The sequence below is a fragment of the Nonomuraea sp. GTA35 genome (genome assembly GCF_041950525.1).
Lineage (GTDB): Bacteria > Actinomycetota > Actinomycetes > Streptosporangiales > Streptosporangiaceae > Nonomuraea.
In genome coordinates this window covers 390,123-414,368 of record NZ_JBGNUV010000003.1, presented here as the reverse complement: position 1 = coordinate 414,368, position 24,246 = coordinate 390,123, and the positions used below count along the sequence as shown (strand labels likewise).

The following is a 24,246-nucleotide window of genomic DNA, read 5'->3' as shown; positions in this document are numbered from 1 at the left end:
CGGGCGGTCGTCAGGTGGTGCGGCGCCAGACGACGGTCAGCCAGAGGCCGGCCAGGGCGACCATGATGCCGACCACCAGGCCGAGCATGCCGTAGCCGAGCAGCCCCACGATGGCGCCCGCGACGATCGTGCCCGTGGCGCCGCAGACGTTCATCAGCAGGTCCGACAGCCCCTGCACGGCAGGGCGGCGCTCGATCGGCACCGACTCCGTGACCAGCGCCGAGCCGGCCACCAGGCCGCACGACCAGCCCAGGCCGAGCAGCACCAGCGCCGCCGTCACCTGCCACACCCGGTGACCCGCCGTGCCGGCCAGGGCGGCGGCGGCCAGCAGCAGGGCCGAGCCGAGCACCAGCACCGGCACCTTGCCCGCCTTGTCGGCCAGCCAGCCCACGACCGGCGAGAGCACGTACATGCCGGCGATGTGCAGGCTGATCACGATGCCGATGACGTCCAGGTTCGAGCCGTCGTGGTGGAGCTTGACCGGGGTCATGGACATGACGGAGACCATCGCCGTGTGGCTGACGGCGATCATGACCAGGGCGCGGCGGGCCATCGGGGTGGTGCGCAGGGTCCGCCAGGCCGTACGGATCGTGCGGTTCCCACCGGAGTCCTCCTCGCGCGCACCGGCCCTGGCGAGCTGGAGCGGGTCGGGGCGGAGGAAGCCGAGGATGACGACCATCGCCAGCGCGAACGCCAGGGCCGCGAACGCGAACGGCCCCGCCTTCTCCACCAGCCCGAGGCTCCTGCCGATCCGGTCGGCGGGCTCGGCCAGGTTCGGGCCGGCCACGGAGCCGATGGTCGAGGCCCAGACGACCAGCGACAGGTGGCGGGCCGAGCGGTCCTTCGGCGACAGGTCGGTGGCCGAGTAGCAGGCCGCCAGGCTGGCCGCGCTGCCGCCGCCGACCAGCACGAGGCCCGCGAGCAGCAGCGGCCAGTTGCGCAGGCTGATGGCCAGCACCGAGACCGCGCAGCCCACCAGCGCCGCCGCGTACGCCAGCGACAGCCCCGCCCGCCGCCCGCCCCGGCCCGACGCCTTGGCGGTCGGCAGGGCCAGCAGCGCCGCGCCCAGCACGGTGGCCGTGCCCGCGAAGCCGCTGATCACCGTGGAGCGGGACAGCTCGTCCACGACGACCGAGCTGAGCGCCAGCCCGACGGCCACGCCCACCCCGCCCACGATCTGTGCCGCCGACAGGACCGCCAGGGTCCGCCGTTGTACGCGCTGGATCCGGTCAGGGGGCGAGACAGCGGGCTTTGTGGGGGCACTGGTCACCCGTGAAGTCTCGCATAACCCCTAACAGTGCCCCAAAGGGGACGGTGATCCTATTTATCGGGAAATTGGGATTTTCGCCATGATCTTTCAGAGCACGAGAACGGGATCCCCTTGCGCGACGCGCCCGTACGTCCCGGGAATCAGGTCGGGGATCAGGTTCACGCCGAACCAGACCTTGCCGTCCCGCTTGCGGTGACGGGCGAGCGTCCTGAGCGGCTCCTTGCCCTTGCGGTAGGTCGTGGTGTCGACCGTGGTCAGCACGCAGCGATCGCAGCCCTTGCTCACGCGGAACTCGACCTCCCCGATGCGCAGGCGCTTCCACTCGTCCTCGGCGAACGCCTCCGCCACCCCGTCGATCACCACGTTCGGCCGGAACCTGCGCATGGGCAGCGGCCGCGGCTCCTCGCCGAGCTCCAGCGCCGTCCCGGCGATCCACTCGTTGAGGCGGGCGAGCGAGGCCGTCGTGGTGAGCAGCAGCGGGAACGCGTCGGCCAGGCTCACCCGGTCCTCCGGCCGGCCGTACATCGGGTCGACCGGGCGGCGGGTCGGGTCGTCGAGCCACCTGAGCCGCACCGGCCGCCCCGCCAGCCCGCTCAGCCATGCGGCGGCGTCGTCGCCGCAGTCGGTGACCTCCACGGAGGTCCTCGGCAGGTGCACGACGGACCTCGTGCCGGTGGGGATCACCGCCAGCGGATCGGCGTGCGGGCCGGTCAGCGTGAGCGCGCCGCCGTCGAGCACGGGCACGCAGGCCAGCAGGCGCGGCTCCTGGCGGGCGGTGAGCACCGCGCCGCTCTCGTCGGTGATGACGTAGCGGCGGTCGCCGGCCAGCCCCCACGGCTGTACCTCGGCCTCGGTGACCTCGTGCCCGGCGGTGGACTTGACGGGGTAGCGGGAGATGCTCGCCAGCTTCATACGGCAGACCGTATCTCACGGGTTCCGGACGTCTCCTGGACGAGCGAGCTCCTGCGCTGCAGGCCCGCGCCGAGCGCCACGGCGACCAGGCCCGCCACGCCGATCGCGGCGCCGATCCAGGCGACGGACGCGTAGCCGAGGCCCGCCTCGATGGCCAGGCCGCCCGCCCACGGGCCGGCGGTGATGCCGACGTTGAAGGAGGCGACGTTCATGCCGGCGGCCAGCGTGGGGGCGTTCCTGGCCAGGGCGAAGGGGCGGGCGTTCAGCGCCGGGTTGGTGCCGAAGCCGAACGCGCCGAGCAGGAAGATCAGCGGGATGGCGAGCAGGGCCACGGCCGCGGAGGCGGCCAGGGCCGCCGAGGTCAGGATCAGGCCGGCGACGCCGGCGTACAGCAGCGGGTACGGCCGCGCGTCGGCGATCCGGCCGCCGATGGTGATGCCGATGAGGGCGCCCACCCCGTACAGGCCGAGCACGGCGGGCACCCAGGCCGGGTCCAGGCCGGTGACGTCGGTCAGCAGGGGGCTGAGGTAGCTGAAGGACGACAGCAGCGCGCCGGTGGTCAGCGCGGTGGTGCCGTAGGCGAGCCAGAGCGCGGGCCTGGCCAGCGCGCGCAGCTCGTCGGAGACGCGAGGCGTGCTGTCCCGGTCGGGACGGCCGCCGGGGATCGTGGCGAACACGCCGATGCCGGCCAGCGCCGACAGCGCGGCGACCGCCCAGAACGCCGCCCGCCAGCCCAGGTGCTGCCCGATCACCGTGCCCGCGGACAGGCCGATGACGGTGGCCACGGTGAGCCCGCCGGCCAGCACGCTCATCGCCTTGGCACGCGCGTTCGCGGGCACCAGGCCGATCGCGGTGGAGGCCGCCACGGCCCAGAAGCCCGCGTAGACGAACGCGCCGACCACGCGGGTGGCGAACAGCACGCCGTAGCTCGACGTCAGCGCGCCCGCCACGTGCGACAGGGCGAACAGCCCCAGGAACGCCAGCAGCACCGTGCGGCGCGGCCACCGCAGCGTGACGACGGCCAGCACCGGCGCCCCCACCAGCATCCCGATCGCGAACGCCGAGATCAGCAGCCCCGCGTCCGGCACCGACACCCCGAGGTCGCGCGCCAGCTCGGGGAGCAGCCCGGCCAGCATGAGCTCGGAGGTGCCCTGAGCGAAGATCGAGAGCCCCAGTATGTAGACCGCCAACGGCATGGCGACCTCCTCCTTCAGACAGTTTTGGATTGATCAGTTCAAAATGCGGCCACGAAGAATTCAGAAGGCGGCCAGTGCGGTGTTCGCGATCGACTCGAGCGTGGCCCGATCGGCCCCGCCGCGGGCCGCGACGCGCAGGCCGCTGACCGTCGCGGCCAGGAAGTGGGCCAGGGCCAGCGGGTCCCGGCCCGAGTCGAACTCGCCGCGGGTGCGGGCCGCCTCGATCGCGGCCCTGACGATCTGGACCCGCTTGTCGTTGTCGCGGCGCAGCAAACGCGCGATCTCCGCGTCGCGCGGGCCCAGCTCGACCAGCGAGTTCACCACCAGGCAGCCGGTCGGGTCGCCGGGGTCGGGCTCGACCGCCCACCACAGCACGGTCCTGATCTTCTCCTTGATCGGCAGCTCGCCCCCCATGAGCTCGGCGAGCCGCGCGTTGCGCTCGTCCATGTAGTGCCGCAGTGATCGCTGGAACAGGTCGTGCTTGCTGGCGAAGGTGTTGTAGATGCTGCTGCGCCCGAGCCCCGTGGCCGCGCACAGGTCCTGCGTCGAGGTGGCCTCGTAGCCCGCGCTCCAGAACGCGCGCATGGCCGCCTCGACCGCCCGGTCCTCCTCGAACTTCCTCGGTCGCGCCATGGCAGGCACGTTACACGTTTTGGAACGGTTGGTGCAATACGGGTCAGGTGGCCTGGCGGAACGTGTTGAGGAACACCTTGCGGGTGTCGGCCTGGTCGTCCCACTTCAGCTCGGGCAGATCCATCGTGATCTTGAACGCGGCGGTGTCGTCGATGGAGACGTACCTGGTCAGGGCGTGCATGGGGACACCGTTGGCGGTGGTGTAGGTGTACTCCCAGTCGGCGGCCTGCCAGTCGCGGTAGTCGACGGCCTGGAGCTGCACCTGGATGTAGCTCTCCAGGCCGCCGTCGGCCTCCAGCCTGCTCAGCTCCGACAGCCCGCCGTCGGTCTGCGGGGCGGCCCGCTCGACCAGGATGCGCATGCCCGAGTCCTTCGGGCCGCTGAACGTGGCCACGCCGCCGGACGTCGCGAGCTTCCAGCCCTCGGGCACGGCCGCCGAGAACCCGGGGCCCGTGTGCTCCAGGTAGCCCTCGGGGATGATCGACGGCTCGGTCGCGTTCTCCGTCGTGGCGCTCTCCGAGACGGTGGTGGAGGCGGTGGACGGCCCCTGCGCCGAGCCACCCGTCAGGATGATCCACACGGCGCCCGCCACGACGGCCACGGCCACCAGGGAGCTGATGATCGTGAGCAGTGTGGGCCGCCCGTCGCGGATCCAGGGGCCGCCCTCGTCGTCCTCCACCCGGCGCCGGCTCTTGCCCGGACGCGGGCCGCCGCCCGGCAGCGTGGCCAGGCGGCTGCGGGAGATGTCGTGCGACAGGTCGCGCGACTGCTCGCGCAGGTCGTCGGGCGAGGCCAGCGGCCACGGGGTGGCGGCGGACGACGTCCGGCTGTCCGTGGTCAGCGGCAGGATCGGCTGGGGGTGCGGGCCGCTCGGGCCGTCCAGGTCGTCGGCGTCGCGGCGCCCCCTCCGGGGGCCGGGCGGCGCGCCGAACGGCGGCTGCTGCGGGCCCGACGGGGCGGCGAGGGAGTCGTACGGGCCGGAGGAACCGCTCAGCGAGTCGTACGGGCCCGAAGAGCTGCTCAGCGAGTCGTACGGGCCGGACGGGGCGGCGAGGGAGTCGTACGGGCCGGACGGGCCTGCCAGGGAGTCGTACGGGCCGGAGGAACTGGCCAGGGAGTCGTACGGGCCGCGCTGCTGGCCCGGGGGCTGGGCCGGGGGCTGGGCCGGGGTGCGCGGCAGCGGCGGGAGCTGGTCGGTGCGGTGGCTGCCCGAAGGGCTCGTCATCCCCTCGTAGGGCATCGAGTGGCCGCCCGACGGGCTGTTCAGCGGGTCGTACGGCACCCGCACCGGCCCCGAGGGGGTCTCCACGATGCGCGAGGGCATCGGCCCCGAGGGGGTGTCCAGCGGGGGCAGCAGCCCGGCCGGGGTCGGATCGGCGGGGCCGGGCAGCGTCTCGGGGGCGCGCGGCCTGGGCGCGCCGTGCGCGCGCAGCACCGCCTCCAGCATCTCGATCACCTGCGTGGCGGTGAGCCGCTCGGCCGGGTTCTTGCGCAGCAGGCCCTCGATCACGGGCATGAGCGAGCCGGCCCGCTGCGGCCTGATCGGGTCCTGGGTGACCACCGCGCCGAGCACCGCCACCGGGTCGGGCCCCTCGTAGGGCGGGCGGCCCTCGACGGCGGCGTACAGGGTCGCGCCGAACGACCACAGGTCCGCCGCCTGTGAGATCGGCTGGCCGGACAGGCGCTCCGGCGGGATGTACGCCGGCGACCCCATGAGCAGCCCCGTCTGGGTGATCGTGACGTCGCCCTCGATGGCCGCGATGCCGAAGTCGGTCAGCACCACCCGGTCCTGGGTGAGCAGCACGTTGCCCGGCTTGATGTCGCGATGCAGGATGCCGGCCGCGTGCGCGTGCATGAGCGCGTCGAGCACCCGGATGCCGATCTCGGCCGCCTGGATCACCGGGAGCGGCCCGCTCTGGCGTACGGCCTGCTCCAGCGACCACGCCCGGACCAGCTCCATCACGATCCAGGGCCGTCCGTCCTCCTCGACCACGTCGTGGACGGTCACGATGCCCGGGTGCGTCAGCCGCGCGGCCGAGCGGGCCTCGCGCAGCATGCGCCGGTGGGCCACCTGCTTGCCCGCGTGGTCCAGGCCGTAGGGCAGGATCAGCTCCTTGACGGCCACGTCCCTGTCGAGCAGCACGTCGTGCGCGTGCCACACCATGCCCATGCCGCCTCTGCCTACGGGCGACATCAGTCGGTAGCGCCTGCCGATCAGGCGCCCCTGGCTCTGCGGAGCGCCCCCCGTGGCACCTCCCTCTGAGCCGGGCCCGCTGAGCAAGCGGTCGGCTGCCATGTTCCCGCCCCCATCTCGCCTCATCCGTCACGTGCGTTCTTCACGCTACTTGCAGATTATGAGGATCGTTACGATATCGGCGGCGAATCCGCAAGGGAAGGCGATACAGTCTTACATTGCCACTGACGTGGGGATATGTCCGCCTTAAAATGGATCACTTATTCGCCTCGGCCAGAGCCAGCAACGCGCTGGTGAACGCCTCGGCAGGCGGCTCGACCAGGCCCGCGCCGACCTGGCCCGTCCCCGCGACGCGGCCCGCGATACCCGTGTTGACCACCGGAAGCAGGCCCGTCCGCGCCACCAGCGTCACGTCGATGCCGACGGGCGTGCCGCGGAAACCGAGGCCGGGGATCTGGTAGACGGGGTGCTCGGCCAGCGTGATCTCGTACATGGAGCGGGTGGCCCGCACCGCGTCCGCCACCTCGCCGCCCACGAACCGCACGATGGCCGGCGACGCCGCCATCGCGAACCCCCCCAGCCCCGACGTCTCCGTGATCGTGGAGTCGCCGATGTCCGGGTTGGCGTCCTGCGGGCCGTACGAGCCGAGGTAGAGCCCGTCCGGCACCCCCGCCGGGCCCGTGAACCAGCGCCCGCCCAGCCCCGACACCTGGACGCCGAAGTCGGTGCCGTTCCTGGCCATGGCCACGACCAGGGACGAGCCCGGCACGTCGCGGGCCGCGTCCGTGCCGGCCTTGGCCGCGGCCATCCCGATGTTGAGGAAGAAGTGGTCGTTGCCGTTGATGAAGCGCAGCACCTCCGCCGCCGCGCCCGGCGCCGCCTCCACCACGGCCGGGGCCAGCTCGCGCAGCAGGAGCGAGGTGGCGGCCCTGTTGCGGTTGTGCAGCTCGTCGCCCATCTGCAGGGCCTGCGCGATCAGCGAGCGCAGGTCGATCGGGCCCGTACGATCCAGCGTCGCCGCCAGCGCCGGGCCGAGCACCCGGTCCATCCAGCGCAGCCGGTCGAGGACCTCCGGGCCGTACGCGCCGTACCTGAGCACCTTGCCCAGGCCCTCGTTGAGCGAGCAGTACGCGGTGCCGCCGTGCTCGTCGTCGCGCACCTCGAACAGCCACATCGACGGGCTCACCACGCCCGCCATCGGGCCCACGGCCGCGTGCTCGTGGCAGGGGCGCAGCGCGACCGCGCCCGCCGCCAGCATGCCGGCGGCCTCGTGCTCGTCCGCGGCCCGGCCCTCCAGGAGCATCGCGCCGATCAGCGCGCCGCGCATCGGGCCCGAGGCACGCTCCCAGGTGATGGGCGGGCCCGCGTGCAGGAACGTGTCCCCGTCGAGCAGCTCGGCGGCGCGCCGCACGCCCACCAGGTGCGGGCGGGCCGAGATCAGCCTGCGCACGGCCAGCTCGTTGGCCTCCTGGCGGCGCGGGTCGGCCAGCACCCTGGCCAGGGCGCCGGCGGTGCCGGGCAGCGGCGGGCGCCAGGCGACCGGGGCCGTCGGCACGGCCTGCGCGCGCAGCGCCTCGTCGAGCAGGCCGGCGCCGACGGTGATCACGCGTGGCGGGGCGTTCAGCAAGGTGGTCACGGCGACTCCTGAGCCGGGACGCCCCGCTCCCGGCACGTCACAGCAGGCTCCTGGCGTGGCGGGCGGCCTGGGCGTTGGAGGTGAAGACGGCCGCGCCCGCCTCGCGGAAGGCGGCGGCCTGGCGGTGCAGGTCCTGAGGATCGCCCTCGGTGCCGATCAGGGCGATCACGACCGTGGCCGGCGTGCCGGCGACCGCGGGCGCCAGCGAGGCGGCCGGGTCGGGGTCGGCGCCGTGGCCCAGGACCACGTCCATGAGCACCACGTCTTGCTCCCCGGCACGGGCGAGCGCCTCGACCCGCAGCGTCGGGTCGATCATCGGATGCGCCCTGCCCCTGGTCAAGGCGTCGTCGCCGTAGTCGACGAAGTCGCCGTGGCCGGCCACCAGCGCCGCCTCCGCGCCCAGCGTGCCCCCCGAGTACAGGCCCTTGATCCGCTTGGGGGCGGGGCGCGTGCCGGGCGGGGCGGGCCAGGACGGCCACTCGGGGACGGGCCTGCCGAGGGCGCGCAACGCCTGCTCGGCGGCCCAGGTGAGATCCCCGGCCGGCGCGGGGCCGGGCGCCGGTGCGGTGCCTGGCGTCCGCGCGGAGCCGGGCGCCTCCCCGGCCGCTGCCCCGTCCGCTGCCCCGGGCCCTCCCCGCGTGAGGGCGGGCGTGCCCAGCAGGGCCGGGACCACGGGCGTGCGCAGCCGCTGCCCCAGCACGGCCCGCGCCACCTCCGGCGCCGGCGGCTTGGAGACGAGCACGATCAGCTCCGTCGCCGGGTCCTCGTCCAGCATGCGCAGGGCGCGCCGCGCCGACAGGCCGCCCACCTCGGCGGACAGGTCCCTGCCACCCACCCCCAGCACGTGGCTCACGCCGACGCCGGCCCAGTCGAGCAGGCACGTCACCTGCTGCGCGCCGGTGCCGGACGCGGCGACCACGCCGACAGGGCCGGGGGCCAGCACGTTCGCGAAGCCGAGGCCGGCGCCGCCGATCGCGGCGGTGCCGCAGTCAGGGCCCATCACCAGCACGTCCCTGGCCTCGGCCAGCTCCTTCAGCCGGCGTTCCTGGGCCACGGTGACGCCGTCGCTGAAGATCATGACGGGCAGGCCGGCCTCGATGGCGTCCAGGGCCTCGAAGAAGGCGTACTCGCCCGGGGTGGAGACCAGCACGAGGTCCGCGGGGCCGCGGGCGGCGGCCGAGCGGGTGGTCAGCGGCGGCTGCTCCGACGAGCCGGAGCGCGGCCGGTCCACCTCGGTGAGCCGGCGCTCGGCCTCCTCGACGGCCGCGTCCGGGTCCCGCGCCCGCACGGCGATCAGCAGGTCGCCCGGGTCGGACTCCGGGACGCCGAAGCCCATCTCCCTAAGGATCGAGACATTCAGGTCCGTCGCCATGGCGACCATGGCCGCCTCCACGCCCGGCAGCTCCGACAGTGCCCGGCTGACCCGCATGAGGGTGACCGAGTCGTGGTAGGCCCCCCGCCGTACCAGCACCGCCTGCGGCAGGCCGGTCATCGCGCCTCGCTCAGGGAACGGACGGCGGCCACGCCGATGGCGATGCCCTGGGCCAGGTCGGCGCCCGAGGTGTGGCCGAGGCGGTACAGGCGGTGCAGGGCCGGTTCGAGCGCCTGGCGGCCCGCCACGCCGCGCAGCACCGCGGTCACCTCGGGGCTGGCCTCGCCCCTGGCGGCGCAGTGCAGGAGCGTGGCCGAGATCGGCGTCGTACGCGTGCGCGCGTCGAACGTCACGGTCGCCGCCAGCCAGCCGGCCAGCCGGACCGCCCGCTCGCACCCCGCCGCCGTGCCCAGGCGCCGCAGCGTCACCAGCAGCCCCGCCAGCACGTCGTCGCCGCTCGGCGTCAGCCCGGGGCCCAGCCCGACGAGCTGCTCAGCCGCCGTCACCGCCCCCAGCAGCCAGCCCTTCGCGCAACTGCTCGCCAGCATGTCCACCGCGCCGTTGCCCGCCAGCCCGGCGCCGGGCGGGTCCTTCGGCAGGGCGTCCTCCAGCAGGGCCGGGTCGAGCCGCCCCAGCGGCGGGGCCGGATCCCACCAGCGGCGCACGTTCAGGCTCAGCGGGCCCAGCTCGATCGCCCGGTCACCCACCGAGGCGTCGTCACCCACCGTGAGGTGGGGGAGCGGCCCCGCCAGCAGCACCGAGTTCGGCAGCCGGGTGGCCTCGCCCGTGATGACGGCGATCACCGAAGGCTCCAGCTCCGTCCTGACCTCGAGGTAGACGCCCGCGGGGAACGCCGCCAGCACGCGCGCGGGCCGGCGCTGGCCCTCGAGGACGGGGCGGACCGCGGTGCTCGCCGCGCCCGTGACGTGGACGCGGGTACGCCGCGCGGAAGTACTGACGGTCACCGGACCTCCCAACCGACCTTGGACCTGACCGTAGAACGGCCGGTGAACCCTCCGTACGGGTAAATTTGCCAACAGTCAGCGGGTTGGTTGGCTCTTCCTGACAGACGGCTTCCGGGTTCACAATTTCCCCATGGAGCCCCCCGTTCGTCTCGCCAGCACCGGCACGATCATCCACGGCGTGTCCGTGGGAGAGGTGCTGGGCGTGTCCACTCTCGCGGAGGCCAGGCTGATCGCGGGGGAGAGCGGGCTCGGCCGCATCGTGCAGCGGCTCAACGTCATGGAAGTGCCCGACATCCTGGCCTGGGTCAAGCCGCACGAGCTGCTGCTCACCACCGGCTACCCGCTGCGCAACACGCCGCAGTCGCTCGGCCGGCTGGTCGCCGACCTCGACGAGCGCGGGCTGGCCGCGCTGGCCATCAAGCTCGGCCGCTACCTCGACGAGCTGCCCGCCGAGATGGTGGAGCAGGCCGACAGGCTGGGCTTCCCGCTCATCCTGCTGCCCAACGACGTCGGCTTCGACGACATCCTCAACCAGGTGCTCACCGACATACTCAACCGCCAGGCCGCCGTGCTCGCCCGCGCCGAGGAGGCGCACCGGGCGCTGGTCCAGGTGGTGCTGGCCGGCGGCGGCCTGGACGAGGTCACCGCGGAGGTGGCGCAGCTCCTCGACGTGGCGGTGGCGGCCGTGGACGGCTCGGGCCGCGTCCTGGCCACCGCCGGGCCCGGCGACCACGTGAGCGTCCTGCGGGAGTCGATCTCCCGCGAGGGGCCTCCCACGTCGCACCCGCGTACGCCCGCCGCGCGCGCCCGCTCGTTCGCCTCGGTGCCCGTGCTCGCCGGCGGCCACCACCACGGCAGGATCGTCGCCTACAGCCCGGCCGCGGCGATCAGGGACAGCGACGTCGGCATCCTGGAACGTGCCGCCACCGTCGCCGCCCTCGTCGTCACCCGGCAGGAGGCGGTCAACGCCGTCGAGAGCAAGTACCGCGCCGACTTCCTGCGCGACGTGCTCACCGGCCGGGCCGGCACGGCGGAGCGGGTCACCTCCCGCGCGCAGGCGTTCGGCTGGGACCTGTCGCGGCCGGTGACCGTGCTGGTGGCCGAGCTCGACCCCGACGGCGACGAGCGCAGCGCCCAGGACCGCCTCGTCTCCTGCTGGACCGCCGCGATCAGGCGGCACGACCCGCACGGCGCCGTCGCCGGGTTCTCGCACGAGGTGGTGGCCGTGGTGGACGCCGCCATCGACGCCGCCCGCGTGGCCAAGGACGCCGCCGCGGCCTTCGCCGACGTGCCGCCCGCCACGTTCTCCACCGGCACCTCCCGGCCGAGCCCCGGCGCGGAGACGCTGCCCGAGGCGTACTCGCAGGCGTTGAAGGCGGCCCGGGTGGGGCGGCAGCTGCACGGGCCCGGGGCGGTGGCGCACTTCGACCAGCTCGGCGTCTACCGGCTGCTGTCGCTGGTGAACGACACCGAGGAGCTGCACGCGTTCGTCCGGGAGACGCTCGGCCCGCTGGCCTCCGACGACGACGCCGAGAACGCCGACCTGCGGCGCACGCTCCAGTCGCTGCTGGAGACCAACCTGAACGTGGCGGAGACGGCCCGGCGGCTGCACTTCCACTACAACACGCTGCGCTACCGGATCGGCAAGCTGGAGCGGCTGCTCGGCAACTTCACCGACGATCCCCACTTGCGGCTCAACCTCACGCTGGCCCTGCACGTGCTGCGGATGCGGGGCATCTAGGCTGCTGCGTTGTGGACGAGCTGGAATTCGAACTGCGCGACGAGTACATACCGCTGTGCGACCTGTTGAAGTACTGCGGCATCACCGAGACGGGAGGGATGGCCAAGCAGCTCATCGCCGAGGGGATGATCGAGGTGGACGGCGAGGTGGAGCTGCGCAAGCGCGCCAAGATCCGGAAGGGGCAGGTGGTCGGCGGCGACGGGTTCTCGATCCACGTCGCCTAGCCGGTGCGCGAGTACCCCAGGGCACCCTCTATTGTGCTCTCCAGCATCAGACAGGAGACATACCCGCAGTTCAGGCGGGAGATCGAGGTGTGTTCGTGGCGCTGGGGTGGAAGGTGCACGGCGATGGGAAGCGCCTGACGCCGGGTGAGGTGGTCAAGCCGGACGAGCGGCTGAGCTGGCCCAGGATGGTGGGCATCGGGGCACAGCACGTCATCGCGATGTTCGGCGCGACCTTCGTGTTCCCGCTCGTCATGGGGCTGGACGCGAACCTCGCCGTGATGATGTCCGGGGTCGCGACGATCCTGTTCCTGCTGATCGTCAAGGGCAAGGTGCCCAGCTACGTCGGGTCCAGCGCGTCGTTCGTGGGGGCCGTCGTGGCGATCAGGGCGGCCGGCGGCGGCGACGCGACCGTCACCGGGGCGCTGCTCGTCGTCGGGGTCGTGCTGGCCGCGTGCGGGTTCGCGATCCACAAGCTGGGCGTCGGCGTCATCCACCGGGTCTTCCCGCCGATCGTGACCGGCGGGGTGGTGATGCTCATCGGGTTCGGCATGGCGTACGTGGCGGCGGACGTCTACTGGCCGAAGGACCCGTGGGTGGCGCTGCTGACGATGGCGGCCACGTTCGTGTTCATCGGGGTGTTCAAGGGCTTCCTCGGCCGGATCGGGGTGCTGCTCGGGCTCGTGTTCGGGTTCCTGCTGTCCTGGGCGTGGGACCTCGCCGGCGGGCCGATCACGGCGCCCGACGACAGCGGCAAGGTGACCGAGCACTTCCGGGTGAACCTGGACGCGGTGGCGCAGGCCGACTGGATCGGGCTGCCGTCGCTGCACGGGCCCGTGTTCGAGGTGTCGGCCATCGTGCTGGTGCTGCCCGTGGTGATCGCGCTGATCGCCGAGAACGTCGGGCACGTCAAGGCCGTGGGCGAGATGACCGGGGCCGACGTCGACGCCTACATGGGGCGGGCGGTCATGGCCGACGGCGTCGGCACCGTCGTGGCCACCTCCGTGGGCGGCTCCGCGACGACCACGTACGCCGAGAACATCGGGGTCATGGCGGCCACCAAGGTCTACTCGACCGCCGCCTACTACATCGCGGCCGTCATCGCGATCCTGTTCGGGCTCTGCCCCAAGTTCGGCGCGCTCATCGCGGCCACGCCGGGCGGGGTGCTGGGCGGCGTGACGACCATCCTGTACGGGATGATCGGCCTGCTCGGCGCCAAGATCTGGATCGAGAACAAGGTGAACCTGTCGGAGCCGGGCAACCTCGTGCCGACCGGCGCCGGCATCATCTGCGCCATCGGGCCCGTCGCCTTCCCGATCACCGACACGTTCGCGCTCAGCGGCATCGCGCTCGGCACCATCGTGCTGCTCGTCGGCTACCACCTGCTGCGCGCCGTACGGCGGTAGTCCCCCTCACAAGGCGGCCGCGCCCGTGTGCGCGAGGTTCTCTCTGGTCGGCGGGTCAGATTTGGCAGATCATGCCCGTGTAGGAGCGTGCCGGCGGGCCTAATGTGCCCGCGAACGGTACGTCCAGGCGCCCGGCACAAGAGGGGCTCGCATGGTTGTGGGATGGACCAAACACGGTGACGGCAAGCATCTGGCCCCCGGCGAGGTGGTCAGGCCCGACGAGAGGCTGAGCTGGCCCCGGATGGTGGGGTTCGGGGCGCAGCACGTGATCGCGATGTTCGGCGCGACGTTCGTGTTCCCTCTGGTCATGGGGCTGGACCCGAACGTGGCCGTGATGATGTCCGGCGTCGCGACGATCCTGTTCCTGCTGATCGTGAAGGGGAAGGTGCCCAGCTACCTGGGCACCAGCGCGTCCTTCGTCGGCGGCGTGTTCGCGATCAGGGCGGCGGCCGGCGGCGACACCGGCGGCGCGGACGCGATCGTGACCGGCGCCATCCTGGTCGCCGGGCTCGTGCTGGCGCTGGCCGGGCTGGCCATCCACTTCCTCGGCGTGCGGATCATCCACCGGGTCTTCCCGCCCGTGGTCACCGGCGCGGTCGTGATGCTGATCGGGTTCGGGCTGGCGTTCGTGGCGGCGGACGTCTACTGGCCGCAGGACCACTGGGTGGCGCTCGTCACGATGCTGATCACGTTCGTGGTGATCGTGGCGTTCAAGGGGTTCGCCGGGCGGATCGGGGTGCTGATCGGGCTGGTGGCCGGGTTCGTGCTGTCGTGGGTGCTGGACAGGGCCGCCGGGCCGGTCACGTCCGTGCTGCCGGGCGCCAACCTGCGGGACGCCGCCGGGAACGCCTGCCCGGTCGAGGGCACGTACTGCGTGGCGACGGCCTTCCCGCACGACCGGGTGAGCTTCCAGTCGGTGGCCGACGCGCCCTGGTTCGGGCTGCCGAGCTTCCACGCGCCCGACTTCAGGACCTCGGCCGTGCTGCTGGTGCTGCCCGCCGTGATCGCGCTGATCGCCGAGAACATCGGGCACGTCAAGGCCGTCGGGGAGATGACCGGGACGGACGTGGACCCGTACGTGGGGCGCGCCGTCATGGCCGACGGCGTCGGCACCGTGGTCACCAGCGCCGTCGGCGGCTCGCCCACCACCACCTACGCCGAGAACATCGGCGTCATGGCGGCCACCAAGGTGTACTCGACCGCCGCCTACTACATCGCCGGCGTCATCGCGATCCTGTTCGGGCTCTGCCCCAAGTTCGGCGCGCTCGTCGCGGCCACGCCCGGCGGCGTGCTCGGCGGCGTGACCGTGATCCTGTACGGGATGATCGGGCTGCTCGGCGCGAAGATCTGGATCGAGAACCGGGTGAACTTCGCCGATCCCGTGAACATGGTTCCGATCGGCGCGGGAATCATCCTGGCCATCGGACCTGTGAAGCACTTCATCGGCGGCGATTTCACGCTGGAGGGCATCGCGCTCGGCACGGTCGTGGTGCTGGGCGGCTACCACCTGCTGCGTGCCATCGCGGGCCGCAGCCCCGAGCCCGTCAGGAGCGAGGCCGGGTGAAGCCGCCGCCGTTCACCTACCACGCGCCCCGCGACCTCCCGGCGGCGCTGCGCACGCTCGCGGAGGTCGGCGGGAAGGTGCTGGCAGGCGGGCAGAGCCTCATCCCGATGCTCAACATGCGGCTGGCCGCGCCCGAGCACGTCGTGGACATCAACCGGGTGGCCGGGCTCGACGGGATCGAGGCGAGCCCGGCGGGGGTGACGGTGGGGGCGCTGGCCAGGCACGCGGACGTCGAGCGGGCCGAGGTGCACCCGCTGCTCACCCGGGCGCTCAAGCTGGTGGCCCATCCGGTGATCCGCAACCGGGGGACCGTGGTGGGCAGCCTCGTGCACGCCGATCCCGCCGCCGAGCTGCCCGCCGTGCTGGCGGTGCTGGGCGGCAGCGTGCGGGTGGCGCGCTGGGACGGCCGGGTCACGGTGCGGGAGGTGCCCGCGGACGAGTTCTTCGTGGGGCCCATGGAGTCGGCGGTCGAACCGGGCGAGCTGGCCGTGTCGGCCTTCTTCCCGGCGCTGGGGGAAGGGGCCGGGACCGCGTTCGAGGAGGTCGCGCGCAGGCACGGGGACTACGCGCTGGCGGGCGTGTGCGCCGTGGTCACCCCGGACGGCGCCAGGGTCGCCTGCATCGGGGTCGGCCCGGCGCCCGTCGTCGTGGAGCTGGGCCAGGCGGGCGCGGGCGGGCCCGCCGCGGACGCCGGCTGGGGCGCGGCGGCGGCCCTCGTGCGGGACGCGACCGCGCCGGAAGCCGACATCCACGCCTCCGCCGCCTACCGCAGGCACCTGGTGGGCGTGCTGGCCGAGCGGGCGCTGCGCAACGCGGCGCGGGAAGGGGCTGCGGCCCGTGGAGCATGAGATCACACTCGTCGTGAACGGCACGGCCAGGCGGGTCCGCGTCCCGGCGCGGCGGCTGCTGTCCGACTGCCTGCGCCACGACCTCGGCCTGACCGGCACGCACGTGGGCTGCGAGCACGGCGTCTGCGGCTGCTGCACGGTGCTGCTGGGCGGGCGGCCCGTACGGTCGTGCCTGACGTTCGCCGTGACCGTCGACGGCGCCGAGATCACCACCGTGGAGGGGCTGGCCGGACCGGACGGCGGGTTGTCGGCCGTGCAGCGCGCGTTCGCCGAGTGCCACGGGTTGCAGTGCGGGTTCTGCACGCCGGGCTTCCTGTGCACGGTGACGGCCCTGCTGAAGGAGAACCCGGCTCCCACCGGCGACGAGGTGATCGAGGGCATCTCGGGGAACCTGTGCCGCTGCACCGGCTACCAGAACATCGTCAAGGCCGTGCACCGGGCCGCCGAGCTGCTGGCGGAGGAAGCATGACGACCAAGCTGTTCGGGGAGGCCGTCCAGCGGCGCGAGGACCCCAGGCTGCTCACCGGGCAGGGCCGCTACCTCGACGACCTGGGCCGCGAGGCGCTGGCGGCGGCGTTCGTGCGCTCGCCGCACGCCCACGCCCGCGTGCGCGACATCGACGTGGCGGGCGCGCTGGACGTGCCGGGGCTCGTCGCCGTCTACACCTGGGAGGACCTGCCCGAGCGGGTCGGCCGGGCGCTGCCGCTGCTGATCCCGCACCCCGCGCTCACGCACGGGCGCACCGCCTACCCGCTGGCCAGGGACGTCGTCAGGCACGTCGGCGAGCCGGTGGTCATGGTGGTGGCCGCCGACCGGTACGCCGCCGAGGACGCCTGCGCGCTCATCGAGGTCGACTACGAGCCGCTCAAGCCCGTCGTCGGCATCGAGGAGGCCGTCCAGGGGGCCCAGCTCGTCCACGAGGACGTGCCGGGGAACGTCGGCGCGCACCTCGTCCAGGAGGTCGCGGCGGCCGACGGGAGCGGCGCCAGGCAGGCCATCGAGACCGCGCCGCACACGCTCGCCTTCCGGCTCGACATCGAGCGCAGCGCCAGCACGCCGCTGGAGGGCCGCGGCGTGTACGCCCGCTGGGACGGCCGCGACCTGCGCGTCTACTCCAGCACCCAGACCTCCACCAGCGTGCGCATGGCCGTGGCCGCCGCGCTGGGCCTGCCGCTGCCGCAGGTCGAGGTGATCGCGCCCGACGTGGGCGGCGGCTTCGGGGTGAAGATCGTGCACCCGTGGCCCGAGGAGGTGCTGGTCCCGTGGGCCGCCATGACGCTCGGCCGGGAGATCAAGTGGACCGAGGACCGCAGGGAGCACTTCATCGCCTCGGCGCACGAGCGGGGGCAGGTGCAGTACGTGCGGGTCGGGTTCGACGACGACGGGCGCGTGCTGGGGCTCGACGTGACGATCCTGCACGACCACGGCGCCTACACCCCGTACGGGATCATCGTCCCCATCGTCACCTCGACGCAGTTGCTGGGGCCGTACAAGCCGGGCGCCTACCGGGTCGAGTTCACCGCCGTCTACACCAACACCGTGCAGGTGACGCCCTACCGCGGGGCGGGGCGGCCCCAGGGCGTCTTCTGCATGGAGCGCACGATGGACAAGATCGCCCGGTACCTCGGCAAGGACCGCACCGAGGTGCGGGCGGCCAACTTCATCCGGCCCGAGGAGTTCCCCTACGACCAGGGAATGACCTTCCAGGACGGGCGGCCGTTGATCTACGACAGCGGGGACTACCCCGAGATGCTGCGGATGATCAAGGAGCTGATCGGCTGGGACACCTTCGAGCGCCGGCCGGGCCTCGGGATCGGGATCGGGTGCTACGTGGAGGGCACCGGCGTGGGGCCGTACGAGGGCGGCCACGTGCAGATCACCTCCGACGGCCTCGTCCACGTCTCCACCGGCCTCACCTCGCAGGGGCAGGGGCACGAGACGGCGTTCGCCCAGATCGCCGCCACCGAGCTGGGCGTGCCCATCGAGCGGGTCAGGGTGGTCACCGGCGACACCCGCAGGTTCGGCTACGCCGTCGGCACCTTCGCCTCCAGAGCGGCCGTCGTCAGCGGCAACGCCATCGCGCTGGCCTGCAGGAAGGTGCGCGAGAAGGCGCTGCGCATCGCCGCCGAGGCGCTGGAGGCGAACCCGGACGACCTCGACATCGCCGAGGGCATCGTGCACGTGGCCGGCGCCCCGTCCGCCGCCATCCCGCTGTCCACGGTGGCGGTGCTGGCCAACCCGCTGCGGTACGCCTTCGACGAGGAGACCGCGAAGGCCACCCAGTTCGCGGGGACCGCCACCCCCGACCGGCCGCCGGTCGCCGAGGGGGAGGAGCCGGGGCTGGAGGGGCGCGACTACTACTCGCCGATCAGGTCCACGTTCGCGGCCGGCATGCACGCCGCGATCGTCGAGACCGACCCCGACACCGCCGAGATCAGGGTCCTGCGGTACGCCGTCGTGCACGACTGCGGGCGGCTGATCAACCCCATGATCGTGGAGGGGCAGATCCACGGCGGGGTGGCCCAGGGCATCGGGGGCGCGCTGTACGAGCGCATGGTCTACGACCAGCACGGGCAGCTCGTGAACGCCTCCTTCATGGACTTCCTCATGCCGTACGCCACCGAGATCCCCCACGTCGAGACCGGCCACCTGGAGACGCCGTCGCCGCTCAACCCCCTGGGCATCAAGGGGGCGGGCGAGGCTGGCGTGATCCCTGTCTCCGCCGTCATCGCCTCGGCCCTCGAGGACGCCGAGGGCATCGAGATCAACCGCATGCCGATCTCGCCGTCCGAGCTGTTCGACCTGCGCGCCGCCCGTACGGGCTGACGGGCCCCAGCCGGTAGCGCGCCGGTAGCGCGCCGGTAGCGCGCCCGCCGGCGGGCGCGTGGGATGATCGGCGGCATGCGTGCCCCCGACTCCGGCCTGACCGCCTTTCCCGCCGTGCCCGCCGACGTCCGGGTCGTCGACCTGGCGTGGAACGCGATCACGGAGGTGCCGGAGCGGGTGGCCGGGCTCGCCGGGCTGGAGGAGCTGCGGCTCGACGGCAACCGCCTGCGCGAGCTGCCGGCCCTGTCCGGGCTCGCCGCGCTGCGCGCGCTGCACCTCGACGGCAACGAGCTGACCGCCCTGCCCGACCTCCCGCCGGGCCTGCAGACCCTCTTCCTGTACGGCAACCGCGTCGCCGCCCTGCCCGACCGGCTGCCCCCGGCCCTGCGCCACCTGGCCGCCGGCGGGAACGGGCTGAGCGGCGTGCCGGACACGCTGTGGAAGCTGACCGGCCTGGAATCGCTCAACCTGGCCGAGAACGCCCTCACCGGCATCCCCGCCGCCATCGGCGGCCTGACCCGGCTGCGCATGCTGGACCTCGGGCACAACCGGCTCACCGAGATCCCGCCCGAGCTCGGCGACCTGCCGCTCACCGACTACCTCTACCTCAGCGACAACCTGTTCACCGAGGTGCCCGGCTCGATCGGCCGGCTGGACCGGCTGGCCTATCTCAACCTGACCGACAACCGGCTGCGGGCCCTGCCCGACTCGATCGGCTCCATGGCCTCGCTGGTCGAGCTGCGGCTCTACAACAACCGGCTGGAGCGGCTGCCCGGCTCGATCGGCCGCCTGTCGCGGCTGCGCGAGCTGCACCTGCAGGGCAACCGGCTGCGCGAGCTGCCCGCGACGCTGCCACCGGGGCTGAGGCAGCTCGACCTGCGCAACAACCTGCTTCGCGAGCTGCCCGCGACGTTGCCGGCCGGGCTCAAGCAGCTCGACCTGCGCAACAACCGGCTGCGGGAGCTGCCTGCCGACCTGCCCGACCTGGACAAGCTCGACCTGCGGTGGAACAAGCTCGACGGCGAGCCCGAGGTGCTGCGCCGCCTGGAAGCGCGAGGTTGCGTCGTCTTGCGGTGAACCGGGTCGCGCGGGGCTGCGTACCCTCGCACATGACGACATTTCCACGTCTGGCCGCTCTTGCGCTGCTGGCCGGACTGGTCGCCGGCTGCTCCTCAGGAGGCGGCTGGAGCGACTACGTCGCAGCAGGCAAGTCCCAGCCCGCCACCGCCGCCCCCATGACGGTCGAGCAGATCTCCGACAAGGTCGGCTGCAAGCCGAAGATGCAGGTCGACGCCGACGAGGTGCGCACGGCGTACTGCAAGACGCAGGACGGCGAGTTCTTCGTCAACACCTTCAAGACCGAGCAGCTCAAGAACGAGTGGATGGACCGGGCGCCCGAGTACAACCCGCACCTGGTGGGGCCCAAGTGGACCGTGCTGGGGCCGCTGAAGGTGCTGGAGACGTTGCGCGGACCGCTCAACGGCGACCTGCACCTGACCGACCACCGGGTCTCGATGACACCCCAACCGAAGTAGCCGGTGTCTGAACTCCCCCCGCGGAACCTGCGTACCTCCGCACATGACGACGATTCCACGTCTGGCCGCCTTCGCGCTGCTGGCCGGGCTGGTCGCCGGTTGCTCCTCCGGGAGCGGCGGCGGCCAGGTCGCGGCAGCCGGACAGCGGGCCGGCGCCGCCCCCCTCACGGTCGAGCAGCTCTCCGCCAAGGTGGGCTGCACGCCGCGCATGCAGGTGAACGCCACCGAGCTCCGCACGGGGTACTGCAAGACCCCGGACGGCGAGTTCTTCGTCACGACGTTCATGAGCCAGGCAGGCAAGGACGCCTGGATGGACGCCGCCCCCGAGTACAACCCGCACCTGGTGGGACCGCTCTGGACCGTGCTGTCCAGCAGGAAGGTGCTCGATCTGCTCAGGGAGCGGCTCGGCGGAGACCTGCATCTCACCGACCATCGGACGAAGAAGATGCAGGTCGTCGGCTAGCGGTGGCGGAGCAGCTCGTACTGTGCCCTGATCTCGCCAGGGGTGGCCACCCGGTCCAGGAACAGCAGGCCGTCCATGCGGCAGTCGCAGGGGTTCTGCTCCCTGGTGTTCTGCGGGTAGCTGCCGCCGATCTTGATGCCCCGAGGGTCGGTCGGTGAGGTGAGATCGGGCTCCGGGGCGCCCGCCACGCCCCAGGGGTCGCCGGTGACCGTGTAGGAGCCGTCCAGCGGGCGGCCGTTGCGGTACAGGCGCATGGCGCCGGTGTCGAAGTCGAACGTGGCGGCCAGGAAGACCCACTGGTCGCGGGGGAGGACGCGCTGCCACGGCAGGCCGGCGGCGAAGGTCTGGGAGGCGGACCCGTCCACCCTCCTGGCCAGCGCCACCACCTTCAGCTCGCCGTTCACCGTGATCAGCTCCAGCAGGGCCCGCACGTCGTGCCCCTGGGAGGTGCCGCTGAGGACGCCCGCCAGGCCGATCGCGTTGTAACGGTCGGCCGGGTCCGGGGTGTTCGAGTTGAGCGCCGGGCCGTCGGACCGCAGCTTGAACCAGCCCATGACGGTGGTGCCCGCGACCGCGTTGAAGGAGCGCAGGGTGGGCACGCCGGACTCGGCGTACACGCCGGCCTTCCAGTCGTCGTTGCCCGCCGCGGCCGGTTCGACCTGGCGGGTCTGGAGCGCGTGCACGCTGCCCCGGTACGCGCCGTCCTCGACGCGCATCGCGGCGCCGCCGTTGACCAGCGTGAGGCTGGTGCCTGACAGGCCCTGGTCCTGCTCGCGGGCCGGGTCGCCCGGCAGCGGGTGCTCGAAGTCGTAGGCGGCCACCAGGTCGCGCCGCAACGACGGCAGCACGCCGGCCGGGGCGTAGTCGGCCCGCGTGACCTTCCAGATCTTGCCGTTGGCCTTCGACAGCACGTACAGCTCGCCCCTGCCGTCCCGGCCGAAGCGCAGGTCCACGCGGGTGTCGCCGGCCAGGTCCCGCATGGTCACCGCGTTTCCGGCGGCGTCCACCAGGCGGGGCTCGTAGATCGCGGCGCGGCCGGCCCCTTCGCGCAGGTGGGCGGCGACGGAGGAGAACACCCGGCCGTCCACGATGTCGCCGAAGAGGTACGTCCCGGACAGCAGCGGCAGCCGCTCGCCGCGGTAGACGAAGCCGCCGACGATCGCGTGGCCGCTGTCGGCGTTGCAGGGGTGGCCGGGCGGCGGGTCGTGGTCGTAGGCGGCCACCGGGTAGGTGTAGCCGTACCGCGCGTCGTCGTCCGGCAGCGTGTACAGGTGGCAGCGGTCGGCCTTGTCGAAGACGAAGGAGCCTTCGCGCTCGCTCCAGCCCAGGTTGTCGCCGGGGCCGACGTCGTAGACGGCCTCGATGGCGTGCTCGCCGATGTGGCCGAGCAGGATGCGGTCGCCGTCCCAGCTGAAGCGGTGGGGGTCGCGCATGCCGTACGCGTAGATCTCGCCGAGCCTGCCCTCCTGGCCGGCGAAGGGGTTCGCGGGCGGGATGCCGTACTTGCGGCCGTCCGTGCCCGTCGGGTCGATTCTGAGGATCTTGCCCTGGGGGATGGCCAGGTTCTGCGGGTCGTCGCTGGAGGCGCCCCGGCCGCCGTCGCCCGCCGCGATGTAGAGCAGGCCGTAGTCGGCGTCGCCGGGGCGGGCGCCGGGGTTGAAGTCGATCTGCTGGATGCCGTGGGACTGGCCGGAGAAGCCGAGCCTGAGCACCTCCCTGCGCGTGCCGGAGAACACGCCGGCGCGCGGGTCGGCGGCCGTCCACTCGATGATCACGCCGTGGAACCTGGTGCCGGGCTGGGGCGGCAGGTCGGGGGTCTTCGTGGTGAGCGCGGCGCCCCACTCGGTGTGGACCGTGTAGAACCTGCCGTTCCCGCCGAACTCCGGGTGGAAGGCGGCGAAGCCGAAACCGCTGCCCAGGCCGCGCCCCGAGACGAAGTCCGGGGCGAACGCGGCGGCCACGTCCAGGTACTCCACCGGCTGCCGGTCCTGGCCGAGCAGGTACAGCTTGCCGTTGAGGTCGTTGACGTACAGGCGGCGGGAGCCGTCGGGGAGCTCGCCCAGGTAGTTGATCCTGGCGTGGCGCACCAGCCGCGGGTCGTTGCTCGGAGGCGGGATCGGCTCGCTCTCCGGGAAGGAGGCGAACTCCTCCAGGGTGAGGGTGAGCGGCGAGGCGATCGGCTTCTCGGGGATGGGGTCCTCGACGGGCACCGGCTGCGCCAGCGCGGGCGACGGGGGCGTGCAGAGCGCGGCGATCAGGAGGAGGACGGTGGCGCCGGTGCGGGTTCGGGTGCGAAAGGCTGGCATCGGGGGTCCTCTCGCGGCGCCCCGGGGGGCGAAAGCGCTTTCGGGACGTTCGGATCGTAACCCGGCACAAGGTCATGTCAAGGGGGCGGCGGGGCGGTGGAGGCGCGGAGCACCAGCTCGTGCCGCGTGCGCCGCCGCCGCGGCCGGGACGCCGGCGGCCTGAGCACCAGCTCCAGCGCCTGCTTGCCCATCTCCACCATCGGCAGCCGCACCGTGGTCAGCGCCGGGTACACGTCCCGAGCCACCGGCACGTCGTCGAACCCGGCCACCGAGATCTCGTCCGGCACCCGCCGCCCGTGGTTGAGCAGCCACGACAGCGCCCCCACCGCCATCGGGTCGTTCAGCGCAACCACCGCCGTCAGGCCGGGATGCGCCCGCATCAGCCGCGCGGTGGCCGCCGCGCCGCCCTCCCTGGTGAAGTCCCCGTGGACGACGGGCACCGAGCCCCAGTCGAGCCCGGCCGCGCCGAACGCCGCCCGCAGCCCGGCCAGCCGGTCCTCCACCGTGGTCAGGTTGGCGGGCCCGCCGAGCACCCCCAGGCGGCGGTGGCCCAGGTCGAGCAGGTGCCGCATAAGCGTGGCGCCACCGGCGGCGTTGTCGGGCAGCACCGCGTCCACCGGCAGGTGGTGGCGGCCGATCACGGCGACCCGGCCGCCCGCCGCGGTGAACGAGCGCAGCTCGGCCGCGATGTCGGTCTCCGTGCTCGCCTCGACGTAGCCGGACCCGGCCAGCACGATCGAGGTCACCCGGTGCGCGCGCAGGGCGCGGATGCGGGCCAGCTCCGCCCGCGGGTCGCGCTCGGTCTGGCTGATCAGCGCCAGGTAGCCGCGGCTGTCGGTCTCGCGCAGCACGCCCCTGGCGATCTCGCCGAAGTACGGATCGCCCACGTCGTGCACGATCAGCCCGACCATGGACGCCTGCCCGCCGGCCAGCGCCCGCGCGTGGCTGTTGGGCACGTACCCGACCTGGGTGGCGATCGCCTGGACGTGCGCCGCGACCTCGGCGCTCACCCCCGTGCTGCCGTTCATCGCCCGCGAGGCCGTCGCCAGCGAGACCCCGGCGGCCTCGGCCACGTCGACCAGACGGGGCGGGCGGGGCGGGGAAGCGAGACGGGGTGGGCCAGGTAGAGAAGGTCGCTTGGCCATGTGGTGCGGACCC

Annotated in this window: 20 protein-coding genes; 10 read left to right on the top strand and 10 right to left on the bottom strand. The window is 73.1% G+C overall.

Features of this window, described 5'->3' with window-relative positions; translation table 11 throughout:
* Positions 1 to 10: 10 nt before the first annotated feature.
* The 8 genes from ACBJ32_RS15080 to ACBJ32_RS15045 form a co-directional block, all read right to left on the bottom strand.
* Complete coding sequence (locus tag ACBJ32_RS15080; protein ID WP_375127236.1) at positions 11 to 1,270, bottom strand: MFS transporter; 1,260 nt, start codon at positions 1,268 to 1,270, stop codon at positions 11 to 13.
* 87 nt (positions 1,271 to 1,357) lie between these two features.
* Positions 1,358 to 2,182 (bottom strand): MOSC domain-containing protein, encoded by an 825-nt coding sequence (locus ACBJ32_RS15075; protein WP_375127235.1) that lies wholly within the window; start codon positions 2,180 to 2,182, stop codon positions 1,358 to 1,360.
* Positions 2,179 to 3,378: a Cmx/CmrA family chloramphenicol efflux MFS transporter gene (locus ACBJ32_RS15070; RefSeq protein WP_357868782.1), complete on the bottom strand. Its 1,200-nt coding sequence runs from the start codon at positions 3,376 to 3,378 to the stop codon at positions 2,179 to 2,181. Before ACBJ32_RS15070 ends, ACBJ32_RS15075 begins: the two co-directional genes overlap by 4 nt.
* 60 nt (positions 3,379 to 3,438) lie before the next feature.
* On the bottom strand, positions 3,439 to 4,011 hold the full coding sequence (locus ACBJ32_RS15065; protein ID WP_375127234.1) for a TetR/AcrR family transcriptional regulator: 573 nt from the start codon (positions 4,009 to 4,011) through the stop codon (positions 3,439 to 3,441).
* A gap of 43 nt (positions 4,012 to 4,054) precedes the next feature.
* Positions 4,055 to 6,205, bottom strand: coding sequence for a protein kinase (locus tag ACBJ32_RS15060; RefSeq protein WP_375127233.1), 2,151 nt, complete (start codon positions 6,203 to 6,205; stop codon positions 4,055 to 4,057).
* A gap of 256 nt (positions 6,206 to 6,461) precedes the next feature.
* The gene (locus ACBJ32_RS15055) at positions 6,462 to 7,841 is read right to left on the bottom strand and encodes a DUF1116 domain-containing protein (protein WP_375127232.1); all 1,380 of its coding nucleotides are present in this window, start codon (positions 7,839 to 7,841) and stop codon (positions 6,462 to 6,464) included.
* Between the two features lie 37 nt (positions 7,842 to 7,878).
* Entirely contained in the window at positions 7,879 to 9,333 is a 1,455-nt protein-coding gene (locus ACBJ32_RS15050) for an FdrA family protein (protein WP_375127231.1), read from the bottom strand.
* A complete protein-coding gene (locus tag ACBJ32_RS15045) occupies positions 9,330 to 10,178 on the bottom strand; it encodes a DUF2877 domain-containing protein (protein WP_375127230.1) in 849 nt (282 codons plus the stop codon). The genes ACBJ32_RS15050 and ACBJ32_RS15045 overlap by 4 nt, the downstream gene beginning before the upstream one ends.
* Positions 10,179 to 10,308: 130 nt before the next feature.
* Between ACBJ32_RS15045 and ACBJ32_RS15040 the strand changes: the two genes are divergently transcribed.
* The 10 genes from ACBJ32_RS15040 (at position 10,309) to ACBJ32_RS14995 (ending at position 20,782) form a co-directional block, all read left to right on the top strand.
* Positions 10,309 to 11,919 carry a PucR family transcriptional regulator ligand-binding domain-containing protein gene (locus ACBJ32_RS15040; RefSeq protein WP_375127229.1) on the top strand — a complete coding sequence of 537 codons (1,611 nt, stop codon included), beginning with the start codon at positions 10,309 to 10,311 and terminating at the stop codon, positions 11,917 to 11,919.
* An 11-nt stretch (positions 11,920 to 11,930) separates the two neighbouring features.
* A complete protein-coding gene (locus ACBJ32_RS15035) occupies positions 11,931 to 12,143 on the top strand; it encodes an RNA-binding S4 domain-containing protein (protein ID WP_357868799.1) in 213 nt (70 codons plus the stop codon).
* A 95-nt stretch (positions 12,144 to 12,238) separates the two neighbouring features.
* The gene (locus ACBJ32_RS15030) at positions 12,239 to 13,546 is read left to right on the top strand and encodes a solute carrier family 23 protein (protein WP_357868802.1); all 1,308 of its coding nucleotides are present in this window, start codon (positions 12,239 to 12,241) and stop codon (positions 13,544 to 13,546) included.
* Between the two features lie 151 nt (positions 13,547 to 13,697).
* The gene (locus ACBJ32_RS15025; protein WP_375127228.1) at positions 13,698 to 15,110 is read left to right on the top strand and encodes a uracil-xanthine permease family protein; all 1,413 of its coding nucleotides are present in this window, start codon (positions 13,698 to 13,700) and stop codon (positions 15,108 to 15,110) included.
* Positions 15,107 to 15,958: an FAD binding domain-containing protein gene (locus ACBJ32_RS15020; protein ID WP_375127227.1), complete on the top strand. Its 852-nt coding sequence runs from the start codon at positions 15,107 to 15,109 to the stop codon at positions 15,956 to 15,958. Before ACBJ32_RS15025 ends, ACBJ32_RS15020 begins: the two co-directional genes overlap by 4 nt.
* Complete coding sequence (locus ACBJ32_RS15015; protein WP_357868809.1) at positions 15,948 to 16,427, top strand: (2Fe-2S)-binding protein; 480 nt, start codon at positions 15,948 to 15,950, stop codon at positions 16,425 to 16,427. The genes ACBJ32_RS15020 and ACBJ32_RS15015 overlap by 11 nt, the downstream gene beginning before the upstream one ends.
* A complete protein-coding gene (gene cutA / locus ACBJ32_RS15010) occupies positions 16,424 to 18,784 on the top strand; it encodes an aerobic carbon-monoxide dehydrogenase large subunit (RefSeq protein WP_375127226.1) in 2,361 nt (786 codons plus the stop codon). The genes ACBJ32_RS15015 and cutA overlap by 4 nt, the downstream gene beginning before the upstream one ends.
* A gap of 75 nt (positions 18,785 to 18,859) precedes the next feature.
* Positions 18,860 to 19,861 carry a leucine-rich repeat domain-containing protein gene (locus ACBJ32_RS15005; protein WP_375127225.1) on the top strand — a complete coding sequence of 334 codons (1,002 nt, stop codon included), beginning with the start codon at positions 18,860 to 18,862 and terminating at the stop codon, positions 19,859 to 19,861.
* A gap of 32 nt (positions 19,862 to 19,893) precedes the next feature.
* On the top strand, positions 19,894 to 20,319 hold the full coding sequence (locus ACBJ32_RS15000) for a hypothetical protein (protein WP_357868817.1): 426 nt from the start codon (positions 19,894 to 19,896) through the stop codon (positions 20,317 to 20,319).
* Between the two features lie 43 nt (positions 20,320 to 20,362).
* Positions 20,363 to 20,782: a hypothetical protein gene (locus ACBJ32_RS14995; protein WP_375127224.1), complete on the top strand. Its 420-nt coding sequence runs from the start codon at positions 20,363 to 20,365 to the stop codon at positions 20,780 to 20,782.
* Here the strand turns inward: ACBJ32_RS14995 and ACBJ32_RS14990 are convergent.
* Together ACBJ32_RS14990 and ACBJ32_RS14985 are read right to left on the bottom strand one after the other, a co-directional pair.
* Entirely contained in the window at positions 20,779 to 23,088 is a 2,310-nt protein-coding gene (locus ACBJ32_RS14990; protein WP_375127223.1) for a PQQ-dependent sugar dehydrogenase, read from the bottom strand. The genes ACBJ32_RS14995 and ACBJ32_RS14990 overlap by 4 nt on opposite strands.
* A gap of 77 nt (positions 23,089 to 23,165) precedes the next feature.
* Positions 23,166 to 24,161, bottom strand: coding sequence for a LacI family DNA-binding transcriptional regulator (locus ACBJ32_RS14985; protein ID WP_375127222.1), 996 nt, complete (start codon positions 24,159 to 24,161; stop codon positions 23,166 to 23,168).
* Between the last annotated feature and the right edge of the window lie 85 nt (positions 24,162 to 24,246).

Bases quoted from the DNA above. Each gene is read 5' to 3' on its own strand.
- ACBJ32_RS15000 (WP_357868817.1), top strand. From the start codon at position 19,894: ATGACGACATTTCCACGTCTGGCCGCTCTTGCGCTGCTGGCCGGACTG.
- cutA (WP_375127226.1), top strand. From the start codon at position 16,424: ATGACGACCAAGCTGTTCGGGGAGGCCGTCCAGCGGCGCGAGGACCCC.
- ACBJ32_RS14995 (WP_375127224.1), top strand. From the start codon at position 20,363: ATGACGACGATTCCACGTCTGGCCGCCTTCGCGCTGCTGGCCGGGCTG.
- ACBJ32_RS15075 (WP_375127235.1), bottom strand. From the start codon at position 2,182: ATGAAGCTGGCGAGCATCTCCCGCTACCCCGTCAAGTCCACCGCCGGG.
- ACBJ32_RS15060 (WP_375127233.1), bottom strand. From the start codon at position 6,205: ATGTCGCCCGTAGGCAGAGGCGGCATGGGCATGGTGTGGCACGCGCAC.
- ACBJ32_RS15025 (WP_375127228.1), top strand. From the start codon at position 13,698: ATGGTTGTGGGATGGACCAAACACGGTGACGGCAAGCATCTGGCCCCC.
- ACBJ32_RS15005 (WP_375127225.1), top strand. From the start codon at position 18,860: ATGCGTGCCCCCGACTCCGGCCTGACCGCCTTTCCCGCCGTGCCCGCC.
- ACBJ32_RS14990 (WP_375127223.1), bottom strand. From the start codon at position 23,088: ATGCCAGCCTTTCGCACCCGAACCCGCACCGGCGCCACCGTCCTCCTC.
- ACBJ32_RS15040 (WP_375127229.1), top strand. From the start codon at position 10,309: ATGGAGCCCCCCGTTCGTCTCGCCAGCACCGGCACGATCATCCACGGC.
- ACBJ32_RS15050 (WP_375127231.1), bottom strand. From the start codon at position 9,333: ATGACCGGCCTGCCGCAGGCGGTGCTGGTACGGCGGGGGGCCTACCAC.
- ACBJ32_RS15065 (WP_375127234.1), bottom strand. From the start codon at position 4,011: ATGGCGCGACCGAGGAAGTTCGAGGAGGACCGGGCGGTCGAGGCGGCC.
- ACBJ32_RS15070 (WP_357868782.1), bottom strand. From the start codon at position 3,378: ATGCCGTTGGCGGTCTACATACTGGGGCTCTCGATCTTCGCTCAGGGC.